We start from the raw sequence: 21,255 nt of genomic DNA on the forward strand, positions 1-21,255 counted from the left end.
GTTGCACTAATTTCATTTTATATTGTTTCCAGTTTCTCCCTTGTCAAATCGCCGATGGTATCACCAGTGTTTAAAGTAGTGGCAGGCTCAAACAACATCACCGCTACCTCCTGCTCTGCCACAGGCTTATGTTCTATGCCTTTGGGAACTATTAAAAATTCATTTTCATTTATTGTTACCACTTTATCCCTGAAGTGCATTTGCAAAACACCTGATACAACATAAAAAAGCTCATCTTCCAAGTCATGCTTATGCCACACAAACTCACCTAGTAACCTTACCAGTTTCACATGTTGACCGTTCAATTCACCAACTGTTCTTGGGTTCCAATAGTCGCTGAACAAGGAGAGTTTTTGCTCAATATTTACTTTGTCCATAATTGCTTTAAAAGATTTATGCTATTTAAGCCATTAAATAAGATTCACTTGCCTAACAAATCATTTTTTCCAGAATTTAAAATCGTCCCAATAAATTTTCATTTCCCCACCCTGCTCGTTCATGTAGTCCACCAATTTGCCTGAAGTGTAAAATTTAAGCGGGTTGTATTCCGACACCCCGTCTGGATTTGGGTTATTAGGGTGATGGGTATAATCGGTAATGTTGAAAAGCACATTTTTTTTGCCATCAACAGTTGCCGCAAGGTAAAAGCGGCCATTGTTGATATTGCCTTCTTTAAAATAAATATCCAATGTCATCCATTTGCCAATAGGCAAATCAAAATCATCGGCTTCATGTTCCCAATACTTGCTGAATTTATGTGTCTCGTAAGAGTAGGTCTGCGCTTCTACCCTAAACACTAATTTAGACCCTTCTATACCCATATCCTTCTTCTTCAAACCCATGCTGATACGAAAAGGGTATTTTGATTTGCCTGTCCACTGCTCATCATTCCAAATCTCATCTAAAGTGAGCCAATCCCCTTCGCCTGGCCTTGTTCCAGCCACTAGTTTATTAAAATCATTGGGAAGCAATAACCTTTCAGACTGAAAAAACTCTTTCAAATCCTTATTGCTATATAAATCAGCCTGCACCCTTCCCTTTATTTCGCCGCTAGGCAGGAAAACATTTGGTTTTGCAATATGGAACATCAGCACATTGTTAGTGGCATCAAGCGGGTCTTTCACAATTTTTGCTTCACGCAGGGCACGGGTTCCACCTTCGTAATATATACGAAACTCGCCCAAGCCATTTTTATTATGTATATCGGGTTCCCAGTCATTAGGTGGCTGCACCGTATGGACTACCCCTTTTATCCAATCCATCTGTGGAGTATGAGTATACAGTTCTGTTCCCAGTTCAAAACCAGAGTTAAAAACCAACGGCAATACGCGCTTAAAGCTATCCAAATCAATAGCGTCGCTCTTGGCAGCATCATATACCTTATGGCTGCAATGGGTGAAAAAAAGAGGCACCATTACTATAGAAGTAAACAATAGCCTTTTTGATTTTTTTTTTGCCATTTTGTTATATTTATATTTTACTTTATAGGTATAATTTTGGTTAATCTGCAACAAAGGCACAAGGTTTTAAGGGTAAAGATGGAAGATAAATTAAGTTACCAATAACATTTAACCTTCGTGTTTATTCGTGTTTTTGTGGCTTTGTGGCTAAAAAAAATGTTCGATATGGTGAGTAGTACTAGATTTTTGACTTTCTTTTATTTTTAATTTTTTGATAACGCAGCAGTGCTTCCAAGAAATAATAATCCGCATACACAAGCGGTGTATTTATTTCTGAATGTTCGGGATAGTTACCTACGCACTGGGTTAATATAAAATGATTGTTGCTACCCACTTTTGCTAAGTAAGGTTCATTAGTCAAGCTCACCAGCATTTTTTCGGCCGCATCAAAGTATTTATTGCCATCCTTGCCAAGATAAGTGGACAATTCTATCAGGCCAGAAGCAGCCACGGCAGCAGCAGAAGCATCACGAGGAGCATTGGGAATGCCTGGCGCATTAAAATCCCAATAAGGTACTTTGTCTTTAGGTAAATTGGGATGGTTCAGGTAAAAATCTGCTATTGACCTTGCTTTTTGGAGGTATTCGGTCTTTTTGGTTTCCCGGTACATCACCGTAAAACCATACAAACCCCAAGTTTGCCCCCTTGCCCATGCAGATGAATCATTGGTGCCTTGATGTGTTTTTTTGGCTATGGCATTGCCCACCGAGTCGTAGCAAACAACATGGTAACTGCTATTGTCTTTCCTAAAATGGTTTTTAAGTGTTTTGTCGGCATGGGAGATACAGATATTGTAATATGTTTTGTTGCCACTAGCTTTTGCTGCCCAAAGCAGAAACTCCAAGTTCATCATATTGTCTATGATAACTGGATAATTATATATTTTCTGAAAACTATTCCAAGACTTGATCAGTCCTACTTTAGGGTCATAGCGGCTAGCAAGCGACTTTGCCCCCGTAAGCATAATATTTTTGTACGCCTCGTTTTTGGTAAGCCTATACCCATTGCCAAAAGAGCAGTATAGCTTGAAACCTAAATCGTGGTCGGAAGAGTTGTATTGCTCATTTTCCAAAGCCATTGTCCATTTATTGGCCTCATTTCCCCAAGTAGTATCTTTTGTAAATTCATACAAATACCACAAAGAACCAGGAAAAAAGCCGCTGCACCACCATTTTGGTGGCATATCCCTCGGTGTGCCGTCTGCATTGCTTGATTGTGGGAATTTGGTTAAATCAGGATGCGACTTTAGCATACCCAAATATTGGATTTCCGCCTGTTTAAAAGCTTTTTGTAGGTTGACGCTTTCTTGGGCTTTCACTGAAATAGTCATCAATAAAAGCAAACAAACGGATATACTAATAATTTTTTTGATCATACTTACTATTTATTTTTAAAAAAAGCCCTACATAAAAATGTAAGGCGTCCTAACGATTGCTTGTTGTATACTATGAAAAAATTGTTACTTATTTATCTTTAAAACCCATGATTTTGGGGCTTGAGGTTGGGGTTCAAATCAATTTCTATTAGGGGTATAGGATAGTATTTGTAATCATCATTTGCGTTCGTTTTGCCAGCAGCTATCATGGTGCTTACAAACCTGCCAAGCCTAATTAAATCATCCCTACGTTGACCTTCAAATGCCAATTCCCATCCACGTTCGTTTGAAATTGCTGTTTCAAAATCTACTACATTATCTATAAATGGCAAATTCTGTAGGCCTGCACGCCTGCGTACACTATCTATTCCAGCATATTTATTTGGGTCAAAGGGGTTAATCCTATTTAGTGCTTCTGATTGCATCAGCAATATGTCTGCTAACCTTAGTACAATATAATTTGTCCTGTCGTTTGAAGTCGTTAAAGTAATAATGTCTTTCCATTTTCCACAAAATGGCAGGCCAGTAGGTGTACTTACATAGTTATATTTTTTTCCATTTAGATCCACGCCTTTGTCAAAAAAAGTATTATTCCTACGTATGGTATCGTCGGCGGCAAAACTGTTGTAAAAAGTTCTTTCTGCTTGCAAACTACCAAAAGAACGCGCTCCATAAATTTGAGGCGGTGCAAGAAAGGCAACTTTTGTACTAGTTATATTTGGCGACGCACCAAATTGAATAGAAAAGATATGCTCCTTACCATTTTTCTTATCTACGTCAAAAACATCTTTAAATGCTGGCAACAATGCATAATTGGGGTTACTAATTACCTTTTGGCACTCTAATGCTGCATTTTGAAAATCGGCAGTTTCTGCAAAAGGCAAGTAAGCCCTTGTTAAATATACTTTGGCTAGCAAGGCAGAAGCTGCACCATTGCTAGGCAGCCCTTTGTAGGTAGCAGGTATTTGATCTTCAGATGGCAAGTCTAACTCTCCATCTAGCAAATCATTTACTATTTGCTGGTACACTTGTTGCTGGGATGTCCTGCTCGGCTTAAATGCGAGTATAGAATCTGTGATAGGAATATATTTTGTAATCAATGGCACATCACCAAAAAACTTAGTAAGCTGAAAATACATCAGTGCACGGATAAATTTTGCTTCGGCAATATACGGAGCTTTTAAATTATCGCTAATGGGTACACCCGGTGCAAGGGACAGAATATTGTTGGCTCTGCCAATATTTACATAACTCCTTTGCCACCATTTGAGTATTTCTGAATTGCCAGTGGTAACGTATAAACCTTCTATTTCATAACGAGCCCCAGTGAAACCTGGTTGATAACCCGTAGGAATAGCTTGGTCGCTTTCCATATCCTCCAATAAAAAGTGTGTAAACCCATAAAAATCGTTATTGTCCATTAAATCATAAAGACCATTGCACAATGCCCTTAAATCGCCCGCAGTTTTTGGGAAGTTGGTTGCAGGTATTTGACTATAAAGCTGTTCATTCAAATTTTTTTTGCAACTGCTCGCTACTACTATTACTGCCAGTAGTATTATTAACATATTTTTATTCATATCAATCGTATAGTTATAAAAGTTTTTTTAATAATTATAATCCAATTTTTACACCTACTATAATTGATTTAGTAGTTGGATAAGCCCCATAATCGATGCCTTGTGCAAAAGGATTGTTGTTATAAGAACCCACTTCTGGGTCGTATCCAGAGTATTTAGTAACTGTCAACAAGTTTGTACCTGTAACGTACACCCTAAGTGATTTTATGCCTGCACGTTGTATAAAACCCGTTTTTGGAGGTACATTGTAATTTAAGGTAATAGATTTTAGCCTTAAATAACTTGCATCTTCCAATATGGTCTGATCTAGTAATCGGCTACCTTCCCCTAACTGTCCACCTTTTGTTAAAGTGTTGCTTGTGCCAGGACCAGTCCATCTATTTTCTACATCCCTCAATTTATTAGAACTGAAATTTAACAATGTATATCCTTTATTCATATTCAGTACCCTATTCCCCTGTTGACCCTGAAAAAAAACAGTCAAATCAAATCCTTTATAACTAAAGTTATTAATAAATCCATATGTAAATTTCGGGTTGGCATTCCCAATTACTTCCCTATCATCTGCATTGATAATACCATCACCATTTTTATCAACATATTTTACCCTGCCAGGAGATTGAAGCTTCTTGTATTCAGTAGTAAAATTACTCTTGTCAATTTCATCTTGGGTTTGCCAAATACCATCCGCTTGAAATCCAAGAAAAGTACCAATGGGCAAGCCTGGTTGTATTAGTATGATATTTGGATAAGTAAGCAATCCCCCTGCTGCTTGAAGACCTAGTTGTTGTCCATAAGGAAAAGTGGATTGGGTACCAAGACTCAACACATTATTCTTATTTTGGGCAAAAGTGATAGTTGTATTCCACTTATATTTATTGCCATCCAATTGCCTAGTATTCAATGCCAACTCGAATCCTTTGTTTTCTATACTTCCAACATTTGCTTGAACGCCAGTAAACCCACTAGTAACGGGAACTGGAACTTTCCACAATAACTTATTGGTTGTTTTAATATAATAATCAGCCGTAAGTGATATTTTGTTATTAAGTATAGAAATATCCGTTCCTGTATTAAAAGAACCCGTTTGTTCCCATTGCAAACTAGGGTTTGCAGGCGTATTTGCTGATAAAGCTACTTGGTTATAACTCCCGCCAAATGTACTCTTGCCAGAAGAACCACTTGCGTCACCCGTTGGGCCTGTTGATGCTAGTTGAAAAATAAACGGTGATAGGTAAGGGTTAATTTCCTGATTGCCCGTAATGCCATAACCTGCCCTTACTTTGAAACTGTTTACTATCTTTAATTTCTTTATAAACCTTTCTTCTTCTAGGTTGTAAGCCACCGCAGTAGAAGGGAAATAACCATACTTATGGTTCTCACCGAATTTACTGGATCCATCAGCCCGAAGGGAAGCGGTAATATTCAATTTGCCGATTAACTTCACGTTCACCCTTCCATAAAAAGACTGCAACTGGTTTTTGCTAGCACCAGAAGTGTTTGTCTGTGAAGTGCCAGCACCTAATGAATTATAAGTAAATTCATTAGTGAAGAATTGTGTAGCATTGGCAGAGGCCTGATCAACTTTAAACATTTGAAAGGAAGTACCTAACAGCGCATTGATAGCCGTTTTGCTATTAAAGTTTTTTGTGTATGTTAGGTAATCCTCATTTATCCAATCGTATCGTAAAGTGGTGCTTTTAGTTGCAGCACCGCCAATAAATTGTTGTTCATACAAATCACTTGGGGTGTACGCATTCCGCCAAGCACTACTGTACTGCCCGCCAAGCAATACTTTTGCTTTCAACCCGGGAATAATTTCATATTCCAATGAGGTATTTAACTGGCCCCTTAGTACATTGTTGTCATCTATGTTTTTTAACGCATAAGCTACGGGGTTACCTACCACATCAATCCCAGTAGCATTTCCAACATCAGCTACATTGTAATTTTTGAGTATCAAATTCCCTAAGGAATCATAAATAGGTGAGCAAGGGTTCATCCGTAGCATGTTCAATACCACTCCCCCAGAAGTACCACCTGCCGTATTTACTAATGTACGGTTATTAAAAGTCTTTGCAAGCGTAGTTATCAAATTGAATTTTAGTTTCTTATTTAATGTTTTATCAAAATTGATCCTAAATGTACCTCTTTCAAAACCCGTATTTAAAACAATTCCCTCCTGCTTTAAATAACCAGCACTAATAAGGTATTTGGTTTTGTCATCACCACCACTCATGCTGATATTTGCACTTGTTACTTGTGCTGACTTAAACAATGCATCCTGCCAATCAGTGCTATGTGTTGAGTAATATTTTAACCTATCTTCCGTAGCAAATGGTGCTCCAGTACTTATTTGGTTGCGGTAGGTGGCATATTCCACTGCGTTCATCAAGTCTAATTTCTTTCTTAAAGCAGAACTACCAGTATAAACATCCACATCCACATTAAACCTGCCAGACTTACCTTTTTTTGTGGTAATGAGAATAACACCGTTAGCACCCCTAGAACCATAGATAGCAGTGGCAGATGCATCTTTTAATACATCAATCGATTCTATATCGTTAGGATTAATCGTTGTAAGGTCATCATTGCTAGGATAGCCATCAACTACAAAAAGGGGTTCGCTAGAAGTGCCTAAAGAACCAACGCCCCTAATCCTTATAGATGGCGAAGAACCAGGCGTAGCATCGCCGGTAGTCATTTGCAAACCTGCCACCCGGCCTTGCAGGGCTTGCTGTATATTGTTTAATTGCTGCCCTTCTAGCTCTGCCGCTTTAATAGAAGCAATAGCACCAGTAACATCTTTTCTCTTTGCTGTGCCATAGCCAATAACAACTACACTGTCTAATGCTCTAGCTGTAGATTTTAATGTAATGCTTACTTCCTTTTTGTCACCAATGATAGCCAATTGGTCGCTAAAGCCTATATAGCTGAATACAAGTGTAGACTTGGTGTTTCTTACTTTTAATTTATAGTTGCCTTTACTATCGGTTTGTGTTGCGTTTGTGGTACCACGCTCTGTAACAGTTACGCCTGCTAAAGGATTATTTCTATCGTCTTTTACAGTTCCTATAACTATTAAGTCCGGCAGTGGGATTGTTTTAGGGCTCTCTTTTTTTTCTGGCAAAGCAGGAGGAGGCACCATTTTTTTTAAAACAATAACACTATTATCCACTAAGTGGTAATTTATGTCTGTGCCTTCCAATATTTTAAACAGGCATGCAGGCAGGTATTCATCTACCATGTAAAAATCTACCCTTCTTGCCGTGTCCAACTCCGCCTCTATATAAGCAAACCGGAAAGGTGTTTGCTTTTCAATATCGGAAATGACATTTTTCAGGGTCGATTTTTTTGATACAATAGTAACTTTAGTGTTTTCAAATACTTGTGATTTGGAAGGTGATGCAAACAACAACTGCCCACTACAGGCAACCACTGCAATTGTGAGGAAACTCAATCTCATAAAGGGCAACAATTTTAATGACACAACCGTTTTTAATGGCAAGCAGCAACGCAGAGCCATGGCAAGAAATTCCATACTTTTACAAAGTTTTTTTGTGATTCGCAATCATTTATTAAACACAGGCCACACCTAATTCGCAGTTAGGGTGGCTATTTTTTTGACCTATACCTTATTTACATCCGCTACCGCTAATCCATACGATATTGTTTTCGATACGATAAGTGGTTTTTGTAAGTTCAGTAATAATTTTTAATATTTTCTCAAGATTGTCATTTTTAAATTTTCCAGAGAACTTACAATTTTTTAAAGAAGGGTTCTTCAATTTAAGTTTAACGCCAAAAGAATTGTTCAATATTATATTAGCCTCATCAAATGTAGTATTGTCAAACACAAGCTCTTCTTTTTTCCATTCCAATATCTTCTTTACATCCACTTTTACAGGTGCAATATGGGTAGCAATACTATCAACAATTTTCACTTGCTCGCCAGGAAGGATATAAGAAACCAATTTTTTCCCATCCTGTTTTTCCACTTTTACCTTCCCCCTAGTAACGGTTACTAAAATTTGTTTGTCCTCGCTATAGGCTTTTATGTTAAAAGCAGTACCAAGTACTTGTGTATAATATTTGCCAGTATGCACAATAAATGGTTTTTTATTGTCATGCTTAATATCAAAAAATGCTTCGCCTGTTAAATAAACCTCCCTGGTATTACCATCGAACGCAGCTGGGTAATCTAATTTAGAGTCATGGTTAAGCGTTACAACACTCCCATCGGGCAAATTGATTACCTGATGCGCAATCTTATTTTTAATTGGAAGTATGTCAACCTTCGCAATTGTTTTATTATCCGAACCTCGGGTTGGCAACAAAAGATAAGTGGTGGCAATGGCAGATAACAGAACAGCAGCAACAGCCAAAGGCCGCCACAACCTCAAAACAGGAGCCCTGCTCACCTTGCCAAAATCAATTTCATTTTCGGCTATCCTGTTTTTTATGGTGGCATATACATTGTCCCAATCATTGCCTTTGGTTGCATCAGATTCATATTTCCACATTTCTTCCAATTCGGCTTCTACCAAATCATTTTCAGACAAATCGGATAGGAGCAGCCAAAACTCGTTGAGTTCCTCTTTCGAGATGGAACTCTCCAAATATTTTTTCAATAATAATTGTAATCGCAGGGGGTTATGTGACATATAACTATTTGTGTCTGCAATATAGACGAAGAAATAAAGTGGGAGTACTATTAATGAGAGAATTTTTTTTTGGTAACACGCATCCTCCCTACTAAATGTTACTACTCGCCATATAGTAATGGTTTCAAAATAACTTTCCACAATGCTAGTAATATATTGTTCACGGCTAAAGCCTGATATGTCCTCATCTACCTAAATGCCCTATTATTCTTTTCAAATCTATATGCCTATTGAGCATAAGTGGTGATTTTTTTGGCAAATGTGGAAAAACCTGAGTAACGGATGCTAAAGTGATTGGTACCAAATAATGAACGCAGCTCATTATTTCATATAATATTATTTATACATAAATTATATTTATCCCTAAATCTGCAAAAAAATAATTACATAACAAATGGATAGAACTTTTCACATAAAATATTATTCATTTTTTTCTTTTTAGCCCAAACCTTTTGCTGCAAAGGCTTCCAGCACTTTGTAAACACCCTGTGAAAAACATTAGCCAAATATTGTTGAAGGGGTTTGTATTATTGTGTTCCCCAGCAGGATAGTACCCCATATACTGCTCGAAGGGTTACAAAAACACCATGTTGAAAATCAAGGTGTTAGGATAGATGGGGTTTTTTAAAAAAGCAGCAACTGGTTAAATTTATGCAAAATGAGCCCATTTTACAGGATAATAAAGACCGCTTTGTTTTGTTCCCTATTACCCATCAGGATATATGGAAAATGTACAAGCAGGCCGAAGCCAGCTTTTGGACAGCAGAGGAAATAGACCTTACGCCAGATTTGCATGATTGGGCCAATAAGCTGAGCGAAGACGAGCGTTTTTTCATTAAACATGTACTGGCTTTTTTCGCTGCCAGCGATGGCATTGTGAATGAAAACTTGGCTGTAAATTTCTTAAAAGAAGTACAATACCCTGAAGCCCGCTGCATGTATGGCTTCCAGGTAATGATAGAAAATATTCACAGCGAGGCATATTCGCTATTGATTGATACCTACATAAAAGATGTAGTAGAAAAAGACAGGCTGCTAAGGGCTATCGACACCATTGATTGCGTTCAAAAAAAAGCACAATGGGCATTGCGCTGGATAGACAAGGGCAGCTTCGCCGAACGCTTGGTAGCTTTTGCAGCAGTAGAAGGCATTTTCTTTAGCGGTAGCTTCTGCTCCATTTTTTGGCTAAAGAAAAGGGGCTTGATGCCGGGTTTAAGTTTCGCAAACGAATTAATAAGCCGTGACGAAGGCCTGCACTGCGACTTTGCCTGTTTGCTATATACACAGCACCTACAACATCAGTTACCGAAAGACACGGTAACACAGATTATTAAAGATGCGGTAGAGATAGAAAAAGAATTTGTAAGCAGTGCCTTACCTGTAGGGCTCATAGGCATGAACTCAGATTTGATGTGCCTATACATTGAGTTTGTGGCAGATCGTTTGTTGTTGGCCTTAGGATGCAACAAGGTATATAACGCCACCAACCCATTCGATTTCATGGAATTGATTTCCCTGCAAGGCAAAACCAATTTCTTTGAAAAAAGGGTGGGCGAATACCAAAAAGCAGGGGTAATGAACGAAGGTGCCTCAAAAGCATTTTCGATGGACGAAGACTTTTAAATAATTAGGAATTACGAATTATCAATTAGGAATTCATTTCCCACAATAGATAATTCTTCTCAATTCCTAATTCCTAATTGATAATTCCTAATTGATAATATATGTTTGTAATTAAGCGCAGCGGCAAAAAAGAGGCAGTACATTTTGACAAGATCACGTCCCGAATCATGAAACTGAGCTACGGCTTACAGTTGAAAAGGGAAGACATTATTGAGATTTCAAAAAAAGTAATTATTGGCATCTACAACAATGTAACCACTACCGAGCTGGACAACTTGGCAGCAGAAACTGCCGCCTCGTTTACCACCAAGCACCCCGATTTTGCGGTACTTGCTGCACGTATCACCGTGTCTAATCTTCACAAGAACACGGCTAAGTCTTTTTCGGAGACTGCTGGTTTGTTGTACAACTATATTGACGACAAAACAAACGAGCCTGCACCATTGATTGCAGATGACATTTATGCCATCATACAAGAGCATCAGGATGTGCTAGACGCTTCCATCATCTATGAAAGGGACTACCATTTCGATTTCTTCGGCTTTAAAACCCTTGAAAAATCTTACCTGTTAAAGGTAAATGGCAAAATTGTGGAACGCCCGCAGCATTTGTTCATGCGTGTTTCCCTGGGCATTCACAAAAATGATATTGCCGCCGCCATAGAGACTTACAATTTAATGAGCGAGAAATGGTTTATCCATGCCACCCCTACCCTATTCAATGCGGGTACGCCTAAGCCACAAATGAGCAGTTGTTTTTTGCTAAGCATGAAGGAAGACAGCATTTCTGGCATTTACGACACCCTGAAAGATTGTGCCATGATTTCCCAGTCCGCTGGTGGCATAGGGCTAAACGTGCACAATATCCGTGCTACGGGTAGCTATATCAAAGGCACCAATGGCACTTCCAACGGCATCATCCCAATGCTTAGGGTGTTTAACGATACCGCCCGCTATGTGGATCAAGGCGGCGGAAAACGCAAGGGCGCTTTCTCTGTGTACCTAGAGCCTTGGCACGCCGATGTGTTCGAGTTTTTGGATTTGCGTAAAAACCACGGCAAAGAAGAAATGCGTGCAAGGGATTTGTTCCTTGCCCTATGGATACCTGATTTATTCATGAAACGCGTGGAAGATGATGGGCAATGGAGCTTATTCTGCCCCAACGAAGCCAGCAACCTGCACACCACCCACAGCAAAGAATTTGAAGCCTTGTACGAGCAATATGAAGCCGAAGGCAAAGCAAGGAAAACCATCCCTGCCCGTGAATTGTGGAACGCTATACTAGAATCGCAGATAGAAACAGGTACACCTTATATGCTGTATAAAGATGCCGCCAACGAAAAAAGCAACCAGAAAAACCTGGGCACTATCCGTTGCAGCAACCTGTGCACAGAAATTATAGAATACAGCGATGCCAACGAAACAGCGGTGTGCAACCTTGCCTCGCTTTCATTGCCACGCTTTGTAGAGGGCGACAAGTTCAATTTTGACAAGTTGTTGGAAGTAACCAAGATTGTTACCCGCAACCTAAACAAAGTTATAGACAATAACTACTACCCTATCCCTGAAACAAAAACCAGCAATTTCCGCCACCGCCCTATTGGTTTGGGTGTACAAGGTTTGGCTGATGCCTTTATGCTGCTTGGCCTTCCTTTTGAAAGCGATATGGCCAAAATGCTGAACAAAAACATCTTCGAAACCATTTATTATGGTGCGTTGGTAGCTTCAAACGAAGTGGCAAAAGAAGTAGGTGCTTACGAAACCTTCAAGGGCTCACCGCTAAGCCAAGGCATCTTCCAGTTCGATATGTGGAACGTACAACCAAGCAGCCGCCACGATTGGGATGCACTAAGAAAAGAAATCATGTCAACAGGTGTACGCAACTCATTGTTGCTAGCCCCGATGCCTACGGCTTCTACCTCACAGATTTTAGGTAACAACGAGTGTTTTGAACCATATACATCCAACATATACAACCGCCGTGTATTGAGTGGCGAGTTTGTAGTGGTGAACAAGCACCTGCTGAAAGACTTGGTAAACCTAGGCTTGTGGAACGACAACATGAAACAGCGCATTATTGCTGCCAACGGTTCCGTACAAAACATTGAGGAAATACCAGCCAACCTAAAAGAAATATACAAGACCGTTTGGGAAATAAAACAGCGCAACATTATAGACATGGCAGCAGACAGGGGCGCATTTGTATGCCAGTCACAATCGCTGAACCTTTTTGTAGAGCAGCCTAATTTTGCCAAACTTTCTTCCATGCACTTCTACACCTGGAAAAAAGGCTTAAAAACAGGTATGTACTACCTGCGTACCAAAGCCGCCGCCGACGCCATCAAATTTACCGTAGATGCGGCCGTGCTTACCCAAACCAAAAACGAACAAGCTGAACAAATTGCCTGCTCTATAGACAATAGGGATGCTTGCGAAGCTTGTAGTGCATAGGGGGTTAAGTTTTGAATTTTATAGGGCAGCTTTCCAAGGAAGGCTGCCTTTTTTATACTTCGTATAAGTTTCATTAATCCATTCCTAGACATTAATTAAATTGTAAATTACTTAATATCTCTAAATGAGACATTCAACAACAAAGCATTTGAATGATATAATTCCAGCGTACACAGAAAGGCTGGAATTGATTAGAGAATCTATTGTCTGGTATAGTGTTTTAAAAGAAAGCGTACTAGATTTGAATATTCCAGACCATCCGGTCGCAAGATGCATATTGTATAATGAGCTAGTGCTAAATTTAAAAGGAACAATTATTATTGCAAAAATGGACTTGGCAACTATAATTAAAAACATTAGGCTAACGAAAAATAAATGGGAAAAGGCATATTACTTTCGCCAAGGCTCACTGCTTATCTATGAATTTATAAACACGTATAACAAGCAGAATAAAATTATTAGTCCTGTTTTAAAAAAGAGTTACCCAGATATATACGAATTATATGTGCAACATTCAGTCAAATTGCGGGAGTTTAAAAGACTTTATAAGTACGATTCAGAAATGGCGCAATTACGAAATAACACAAGTGCACATATAAGTGACAATATATTTAAGTATTGCCTTATTATTTCAAAAATTAATCCGGTTGCTGTGAAAAAATGTATGGTGGATTTTTCTCAATTCCTAAGTGAATTGGAAAAATTGCAATCAGAAATTGAAATTAATTTTTTAAATGAAGTTCTAGCGTTAAATGGTAAAACTTTTGAAAGTTACATAAAGGAAGATTACTCTTCAGATAAATTCAAAAGATTAAAGCTTCCAAAGATGTTGAAGTAGTTCATTGAGCCAATGTTCCAAAGTGTGCTAGGTCTAAACATATAAATGGAGCTTTCCTAATTCCATATGATAGCCTACTGTGAACACTAGTGATATTCAAATTTAAAATTCACCTTATGACTTTTACATTTTTCTACAATGGAAATCAGATATACCAACAAACGAAAAATCACATTGATTATGAAAATGCAATTATTGAGGAAATAAATAATTCAGTATATCCCAATGTCTTTGATAATAATAAAGATGGTATAATTGGAGTTTATTACGACAATCATTTTAAAGTAATGAAATTCGAGGTTTGGGCATTTGGAGATGTTCCCCAAATTTTAATTTTAATGGAACCAGTTTTAAAAAAGTTTCAAGAACCATTTTGTTTTTAATTTCAACATCCTACCGTTAACCAGGAGAAAAAAGAATGTTTTAAATTATTCTTTTCCGCCACTGTTGGTCTTCCCCGCTACCGCACGCAAATAAAAATGGCTGCTGGTGCACGCCTGTAGCGAGTTCCCTCCGCTAAGCTCTCCCCATCGTTTTTCGCCCCTTTTTGGTCTTCGCTCTATTGTTCGCCGTTGTTATGTCTCTGACTAATAACGAACTGACCATTATTTTGGGTGCATAAAAGTTTTTCGCTTTTTAGTGAAAAAAAACCCTAGTACCACCCTGCCCGCCACTTATCCCAAAAGCCGGAACAAACACCCCACGGGCAAGAAGATGGGATGCAAAACGAGAACACTTATACAATTTCTACACTATTACTTTTTCTGGGTTTTTTATTAAAATAGTTTCAGTTTTGACAATTTTCGGTCTTTTTTCCTATTTGCGATTTTTCGAAAAATCGTCCCCTCGCCTTTAAATCATTGATTATCAACAATAACGGCAAAATTTTATGCGTATTTTGTGCCTATTTTGTGCTTATTTTTTGAGTGATTCGTGCATACTTTTTGCGTATTTTATGCTCATTTTGTGCGTATTTTTTGCGTATTTTACAGCCATCAATACAAGGCTAATTTTTTAACCTAAAACAATCTTAATATTAATAAAAAAACAACTTTGGTGCAAGTACTGGTTGATAGCTTGTAAAATACATTTAGCCTGGGTTTTAGCAAGTGCATTTCTAGCACAAAGATAAGGTTTTTAAAGATTAGGGAATATCGCCACAAAGCGAAAAACTTTTATGCACCCATTATTTTTTGATGCACCTCAATTTTCCTTAACTCCAGCTGGGCGAGATGTTCCGAAGGGCATCTCGCCTAAAAAGATAAATGGGATTTCCTAATCCCCCGCTAGCGCACGTAACAAAAAAAGATTGCTGCTGGTGCACGCCTGTGGCGTGTTCCCTTCGCTCAAGTCTTCGAATCACTTTCGCCCTGGGATTCGCTTAGAAATACCTACATTGCCTTAACTTTTAAAGATGGTACTCGACAGATATGAAATAACGGCAGGACAAAACTTAACCACTTTTGAGTTTTTAAGTGAAGGTAGAAAAGGGCGAATCTTGAAAATTATTCAATTTCAGCAGATGAACCTTAACAATCTTTACAACCTTGCCTTTGGAGATAAAAATTTGATAACAGGTGAAATTGATGACAAAGTAGTTACAGACAATGGCGATTCTGAGAAAGTTTTGGCAACCGTGGTTTCAGCCATTTACGCTTTTGCAGACCATTATCCTGATAGTTGGATTTATGCAACTGGTAGAACAGCCTCAAGGACACGGCTTTATAGAATGGGTATAAACAAGTACTATGAAACTGTAGTTGCAGACTTTGAAATTATGGGAGAATATAGAAATGAATGGGAAAGTTATGAATTTGGCAAAGATTATCAGGCCTTTGCTATTCACAGAAAAAATACTAAATTTGAAATATGAAATCAATATTAGAATTAAATGAAACAAAAGTTCCAGCAGTGAAAATTGACCCTGCTTTAAATAAATATGATAAAGTTGTGCTTTTTCCAGAGAAACTAGCAAAAGCAAATGAAATGCTTAAAAACTCAAATTTTGCTGAGGTTATAGGAAAGAAACACAACTCATGACGGTTCCCGTTCAAGTGCCGTAGGTCCGGCCGATATTGTAGCAACGGATTTCAATCCGTTGTAACAGCAAACGATTTTTTGTTATAAAGCCAATATAAAATAGGTAATATAAACCCAAATACTTAGCCTACTCCCCCGCTACCGCACGAGCCAAAAAACTATTGCTGCTGGTGCACGCCTGTGGCGTGTTCCCTCCGCTCTGCTCACTCGTCATTTCTGGCATGATTAATAAAAAAGCAAAAAGCCAGCATAACTCCTATAGACCACTATACCAGAAATTTTGTAACTTCGGTTGCAATAAAATAAAGCACGATGTTATACGGACAAGTAAGTATTGATCCTGAAATAATGAGTGGCACACCCGTTTTGTAGATACACGTGTACCCGTTCAAAACCTATTTGACTATATAGCAGGCGGCGAAGACTTGACTGAATTTCTAGATGACTTTCCTTCGGTTTCCAAAGAAGCTGCACTTGCTGTTTTGGAAATGGCAAAACGAACCCTGACAACTGAAAAATTCTTACATGAAAATTTTGCTTGACGAAAGTCTGCCCCTCTGGCACATGTGTTCAGCTTTAGCTGGTCACTTGTGCCAAGATAAATAAGCCAGTTTGTAACTGGCATTCGCATAGATAGCAAAATCCAGGTTAAAAATACTTATCACATTTGTACTGTCTTGGCGTTGTATTTGTAAGCAATATTTATATTGAAATACAGCACCATGAGAAAAATAATTGTTTTATCAATGATTACATTAGACGGGGTGATGCAAGCACCCGGTGGACCCAAGGAAGATACTTCTGGCGGTTTTAAATATGGCGGTTGGACGAAACCGTATGGTGACGAAGCTTATGAAAAAGTGGTACAGGAAGAACTAAAGCCTGCTGATTATCTTTTAGGTAGAAAAACATTTGAACTATGGGCAAACTACTGGCCAGACCATGGGGATTTTTGGCCGGGTATTAATGAAGGCACCAAATATGTGTTTTCCAAAAAGATGAAAAAGTCGAATCCGGTAATTACCGGGTGGAAAAATTCAGTTGTATTAAAAACACTGGCAGACATCAAAAAGCTTAAACATTCAAAAGGCCCTGATATTCAGGTTTGGGGCAGCAGCGAACTAGTTCAACTGCTGCTTAAAAATGACCTTGCAGACGAATTGAAACTCAAAATACATCCTTTAACGCTCGGCAATGGAAAAAAGCTTTTTAACAAAGGAACAATTCCTGCAGTATTTACATTAATAGACAGTATCGTTACACCCAGTGGCGTTATTATTGTCAATTACAAGCGGGCTGGAAAAGTAAAGACAGGTACCATTGAAATTTAGGGGGAAATACCCCGTTCGGCATAGTCTCAGACTACGTCGCAGCGTTTGCAAATCTAGTGATTTGCGTGTCCGGCACTAGTCTAAGTCTAATGCTTTAGCTAGTCACTTGTGCCGCGGTAAATAAGCAAGTTTATAACTGGCACTCGAAAAGATAAAATAGCTACACTAGCCCAAACTAAAACATTCGCTAGTAAATACAACCACAATTGTAGATTTATAATCTGCCATACCAAAATAGCACATAAAAAATACTAATATCCTCTATTTAGTTGCATTAACAACAGCTAAATTGTATATAGTTAAACTATTATAGCTTAAACAAAACAATTGCGATAGAATGCTGTTTATTATTATACACTGCAGTATGGAGATCAGATACCATCTCAAAAAACGGGGCGAATCCGAAAAGCCACATGAGTAGGAAATAAAAAAATACTATGTTTAATAAATTTAGCATGGCAGACAAATTATTGTTTGTGGCTGCCCTAATCTCGCTTGTTTTCTCAGAAACATTATGGTTCAGTAAGGAGTATCAACATGCTATATATGTTGGCCTTTGGGTTCCTACAATTCTGGGGTTCGGAATATATTTAAAACTATTAAAACTGAACAAAAATGACTGAATTAATGCCCTATATCGCAGGGCTTGTAACTTTATTGTTTGGTACAGGTTTTTTTCTTGCGCTTAAAGAATTAAACAAAAATAATTAACCCAATTTATAATTCCTCTGGCACAAGTGTTCAGTTAGCTAGTCACTTGTGCCAAGATAAATACGCCAGTTTGTAACTGACACTCGCTCAAATAAAATAGCTACCTAATCCAAAACCAAAGCGCATACCAAGTAAATATCCACAGGCTAGCAAGTGCTGATAGAAAAAATACTAAATTTGAATGGACAGTATGAAATTTAAAAGCACCTAATTATATGGACAAGCAAGATTTAAAAGACAAACAGCAACAAATTCTTGACCTTGTTAAAGAATTTTGCTCAAATCACTTAAACGATGAATATTATGAGCTTTCGGATAGGCTAGTTAAAAAACTAGGCCGCAAAAGAAACCCGCCATTTATTACAGGCCAACCGCAAATATGGGCAGCAGCCGTTATTCATGCACTTGGCACAATTAATTTTTTATTTGACAAGTCATCAGAACCCTATGCTTCCATTGACGATTTAAACGATTTTTTCGGTACTAAAAAATCCACCACTAGCGGCAAGTCAAAAATTATTAGGGACCTTCTTAAACTGCGCACCTGGGACAAAGAATTTTCAACTAAGCACATGTCAGAAAACAACCCTTTTGCAAACCTTGTAATGTTTAATGGCTTAATTGTGCCAATAGATGCATTGCCCGAGCCATATCAACAAGCTGCAAAGCTAGCAAGGGCACAGGGCTTGGCCGTTTCATTTGGCACACAATAAAAAATCTTATCCAACAATAATTTCAAATTCAACAAAACCCTATATTGCAGTAGATTAAATAAAACCAACTACTTAGCTGCAACACTGTAACTGAGGGTGGCGAAGCCGTAAAAAAAACTGAAATGGTAATAAACTGCCAATACATACAACACAAAAACCAAGAGCGCATTTTGCTGCACAGCCCATACAGTAGTGCCTTGAACAAAGTGTTCAGGGCAATGGGCAACGTGCAATATAGCAACACACACAAAGGCTGGCACATACCCAAGAACAAGGCAATATTGCACCAGGTTTTGGCAGCCACTAGCCAAATAGCCACCTTAGATACCAGTGCCCTGCGCCTGCCAGCCCCCCAGCAAACACAAGCGGCACAAAAAGCACTATCAATACAGCCATTAAAAATAATACAACACCAGCAAAGAGTACAACCACAAAACATAAGCAGCCACAATGCGGCGCAACTGGCAAAATACATACAGCAGCTAACCCTGAAAGCCTACAGCAAAAACACCATACACACTTACAAAAGCGAGTTTGGCATTTTTTTGCAAACCATAGGCAAAGTAAACGCAGACACCCTAAACACGCAAAGGGTGAAAGACTATTTGCAATACTGTTTTAGCGTGCTACGGCTAAGCGAAAACACCCTGCACAGCAGGATGAACGCATTAAAGTTTTACTATGAGCAGGTGCTGCACAAAGAAAAGTTTTTCTGGGAGATACCCCGGCCAAAGAAACCTTTTTTGCTGCCCCATTTTTTTAGCCAAGACGAGATAGTAGGCATATTAAAAGGCACGGCAAACATAAAGCACAAAGCCATGCTAATGCTTGCCTACAGCAGCGGGCTAAGGGTGAGCGAAGTGGTAGCCATAAAAACCTACAACATAGACAGCAAGAGGATGTGCATAAAAATAGAGCAAGGCAAGGGCAAAAAAGACAGGATGGTAAGCCTAAGCCCCGTGCTGCTAGTGATGCTGCGGGAGTACTGGCGGCAATATAAACCAGAGAGGAACGGCTACCTATTTACAGGCCAAACACCCGGCGAGCCATACAGCAGCCGCAGCCTGCAACTAGTACTAAGCGCCGCAAAGGAAAAAGCAGGGATACTAAAGCCTGGCAGCATACACGCCCTGCGGCATAGCTTTGCCACCCACCTGATAGACAAAGGCACCGACGTAACCATGATACAAAAACTGCTAGGCCACAACGACCTGAAAACCACCATGCGCTACCTGCACACGAGCAATAAAGACCTTTTGAAAATAATAAGTCCGCTAGACAATTTGGTATTAGATTGAAAGGGCATTTCAATTTTTAATTAGCAATAAAACTTTAGGCGCAAGCCTTGAAACTTAAAAGATTAGCATAAAAAGGGAAATGCACTAAATTTGCTCTTTGAGTTTAAAAAATGAGCAAAAAATTAATACGCTTCGACTGGGCAATAAAAAGGCTTTTGAGAAACAAAGGAAACTTTGTGGTGCTTGAAGGTTTTTTTGAGCGAGCTACTTTTCGACAATATAAAAATCCAGCGGATCTTAGAAAGTGAAGGCAACCAAGAAAATGAAGATGACAAATTTAACAGGGTTTATATATTGACTGAAAATTCAAAAAATGAGTTAATCATAATAGAGATTCAAAACACTTATGAAATAGACTACTTCCATAGAATAGCTTATGGGGTTTCAAAAAGTATTACAGAAAATTTAGGACTCGGGCAAAATTACGCCGAGATAAAAAAAGTAATTTCTGTTAACATTGTTTATTTCGACCTTGGGCAAGGGCAAGACTATATTTACAAGGGGAAAACAGATTTTACGGGCTTGCATCAAAAAGACACATTAGCACTGTCGGACAAGCAAAAACAAACATTTTTAAAAGACAAGGTTTCTGATATTTTTCCGGAATACTATCTTATAAAGGTGAACCAATTTAAGGACAATGCAAAAGACACATTAGACGAATGGGTTTATTTTTTAAAAAACAGCGAAGTAAAAGATAGTTTCAAAGCAAAGGGCTTGAAAGAAGCAGGAGATGTATTAGACATTATGCGGCTTACTGCTGGCGACCAATATGGCTATAACAGATATCTAGACAGCTTGCATGTGAAAGCTAGTGAAATACTCACATTGCAGTCGGAAGCAGAATATAGAATAAAAATTAACAGGGACTATGAAATTGCAAGAAATTGCATTAATGAAGGCTTAGACGATTCAACTATTTCTAAAATAACAAAAATCCCTATTCAGGAAGTTCAGAAACTAAGAATAGAAATGCCAAAATAAGCCTTCACACAATAACTGTCCGCTACAACCCAAAGCATATATTGTATTTGCGAAGCTATATATTATACGAAAACCACTTGCGTAATACAATGCAACAGATTGGGAAACAATGATTTAAAAAAATATACGAAAGTTTTGGCTGAAATGAAACTTTCGCATATTTTTGAGTTGGCAGTAATTTTTTGACG

The 21,255-nt window shown here is 38.4% G+C and carries 16 protein-coding genes and 1 pseudogene; 11 read left to right on the plus strand and 6 right to left on the minus strand.

Annotation, left to right across the window (positions count from 1 at the left end; genetic code table 11):
• Window positions 1–17 precede the first annotated feature (17 nt).
• The 6 genes from ACHFIY_RS17935 to ACHFIY_RS17960 form a co-directional block, all read right to left on the minus strand.
• Window positions 18–377 (minus strand): cupin domain-containing protein, encoded by a 360-nt coding sequence (locus ACHFIY_RS17935; RefSeq protein ID WP_410847501.1) that lies wholly within the window; start codon window positions 375–377, stop codon window positions 18–20.
• 60 nt (window positions 378–437) lie between these two features.
• Window positions 438–1,460 (minus strand): hypothetical protein, encoded by a 1,023-nt coding sequence (locus ACHFIY_RS17940; RefSeq protein WP_410847502.1) that lies wholly within the window; start codon window positions 1,458–1,460, stop codon window positions 438–440.
• 178 nt (window positions 1,461–1,638) lie between these two features.
• Window positions 1,639–2,835, minus strand: coding sequence for a glycoside hydrolase family 88 protein (locus ACHFIY_RS17945; protein ID WP_410847503.1), 1,197 nt, complete (start codon window positions 2,833–2,835; stop codon window positions 1,639–1,641).
• 98 nt (window positions 2,836–2,933) lie between these two features.
• Window positions 2,934–4,403, minus strand: a complete 1,470-nt coding sequence (locus ACHFIY_RS17950) for a RagB/SusD family nutrient uptake outer membrane protein (protein WP_410847504.1) — start codon at window positions 4,401–4,403, stop codon at window positions 2,934–2,936.
• Between the two features lie 46 nt (window positions 4,404–4,449).
• Window positions 4,450–7,881 carry a SusC/RagA family TonB-linked outer membrane protein gene (locus ACHFIY_RS17955; protein ID WP_410847505.1) on the minus strand — a complete coding sequence of 1,144 codons (3,432 nt, stop codon included), beginning with the start codon at window positions 7,879–7,881 and terminating at the stop codon, window positions 4,450–4,452.
• Window positions 7,882–8,050: 169 nt separating this feature from the next.
• On the minus strand, window positions 8,051–9,079 hold the full coding sequence (locus ACHFIY_RS17960) for a FecR family protein (protein ID WP_410847506.1): 1,029 nt from the start codon (window positions 9,077–9,079) through the stop codon (window positions 8,051–8,053).
• A 651-nt stretch (window positions 9,080–9,730) separates the two neighbouring features.
• On the opposite strand from ACHFIY_RS17960, the gene ACHFIY_RS17965 reads away from it, so the two are divergent.
• From ACHFIY_RS17965 to ACHFIY_RS18015, 11 genes and pseudogenes are all read left to right on the plus strand, one after another.
• Window positions 9,731–10,702: a ribonucleoside-diphosphate reductase small subunit gene (locus ACHFIY_RS17965; protein ID WP_410847507.1), complete on the plus strand. Its 972-nt coding sequence runs from the start codon at window positions 9,731–9,733 to the stop codon at window positions 10,700–10,702.
• A 101-nt stretch (window positions 10,703–10,803) separates the two neighbouring features.
• The gene (locus ACHFIY_RS17970) at window positions 10,804–13,152 is read left to right on the plus strand and encodes a ribonucleoside-diphosphate reductase subunit alpha (RefSeq protein WP_410847508.1); all 2,349 of its coding nucleotides are present in this window, start codon (window positions 10,804–10,806) and stop codon (window positions 13,150–13,152) included.
• 124 nt (window positions 13,153–13,276) lie between these two features.
• Window positions 13,277–13,990, plus strand: a complete 714-nt coding sequence (locus ACHFIY_RS17975; RefSeq protein WP_410847509.1) for a hypothetical protein — start codon at window positions 13,277–13,279, stop codon at window positions 13,988–13,990.
• 116 nt (window positions 13,991–14,106) lie between these two features.
• Window positions 14,107–14,373, plus strand: a complete 267-nt coding sequence (locus ACHFIY_RS17980) for a hypothetical protein (protein WP_410847510.1) — start codon at window positions 14,107–14,109, stop codon at window positions 14,371–14,373.
• A 1,031-nt stretch (window positions 14,374–15,404) separates the two neighbouring features.
• Window positions 15,405–15,863, plus strand: a complete 459-nt coding sequence (locus ACHFIY_RS17985) for a DUF6934 family protein (RefSeq protein ID WP_410847511.1) — start codon at window positions 15,405–15,407, stop codon at window positions 15,861–15,863.
• Entirely contained in the window at window positions 15,860–16,030 is a 171-nt protein-coding gene (locus ACHFIY_RS17990; protein WP_410847512.1) for a hypothetical protein, read from the plus strand. Before ACHFIY_RS17985 ends, ACHFIY_RS17990 begins: the two co-directional genes overlap by 4 nt.
• A gap of 374 nt (window positions 16,031–16,404) precedes the next feature.
• Window positions 16,405–16,572: pseudogene (locus ACHFIY_RS17995) on the plus strand (DUF433 domain-containing protein); the annotation flags it as partial.
• Window positions 16,573–16,752: 180 nt separating this feature from the next.
• A complete protein-coding gene (locus ACHFIY_RS18000) occupies window positions 16,753–17,361 on the plus strand; it encodes a dihydrofolate reductase family protein (protein WP_410847513.1) in 609 nt (202 codons plus the stop codon).
• Window positions 17,362–18,287: 926 nt separating this feature from the next.
• Entirely contained in the window at window positions 18,288–18,785 is a 498-nt protein-coding gene (locus ACHFIY_RS18005; protein WP_410847514.1) for a DUF6398 domain-containing protein, read from the plus strand.
• Window positions 18,786–18,907: 122 nt separating this feature from the next.
• Window positions 18,908–20,083, plus strand: a complete 1,176-nt coding sequence (locus tag ACHFIY_RS18010) for a tyrosine-type recombinase/integrase (protein WP_410847515.1) — start codon at window positions 18,908–18,910, stop codon at window positions 20,081–20,083.
• A gap of 195 nt (window positions 20,084–20,278) precedes the next feature.
• The gene (locus ACHFIY_RS18015; protein WP_410847516.1) at window positions 20,279–21,067 is read left to right on the plus strand and encodes a PD-(D/E)XK nuclease family transposase; all 789 of its coding nucleotides are present in this window, start codon (window positions 20,279–20,281) and stop codon (window positions 21,065–21,067) included.
• The last annotated feature ends 188 nt before the right edge of the window (window positions 21,068–21,255 follow it).

Origin of the sequence: Parasediminibacterium schistidii, assembly GCF_046546515.1 — a bacterium.
Taxonomy (GTDB): Bacteria; Bacteroidota; Bacteroidia; order Chitinophagales; family Chitinophagaceae; genus Parasediminibacterium.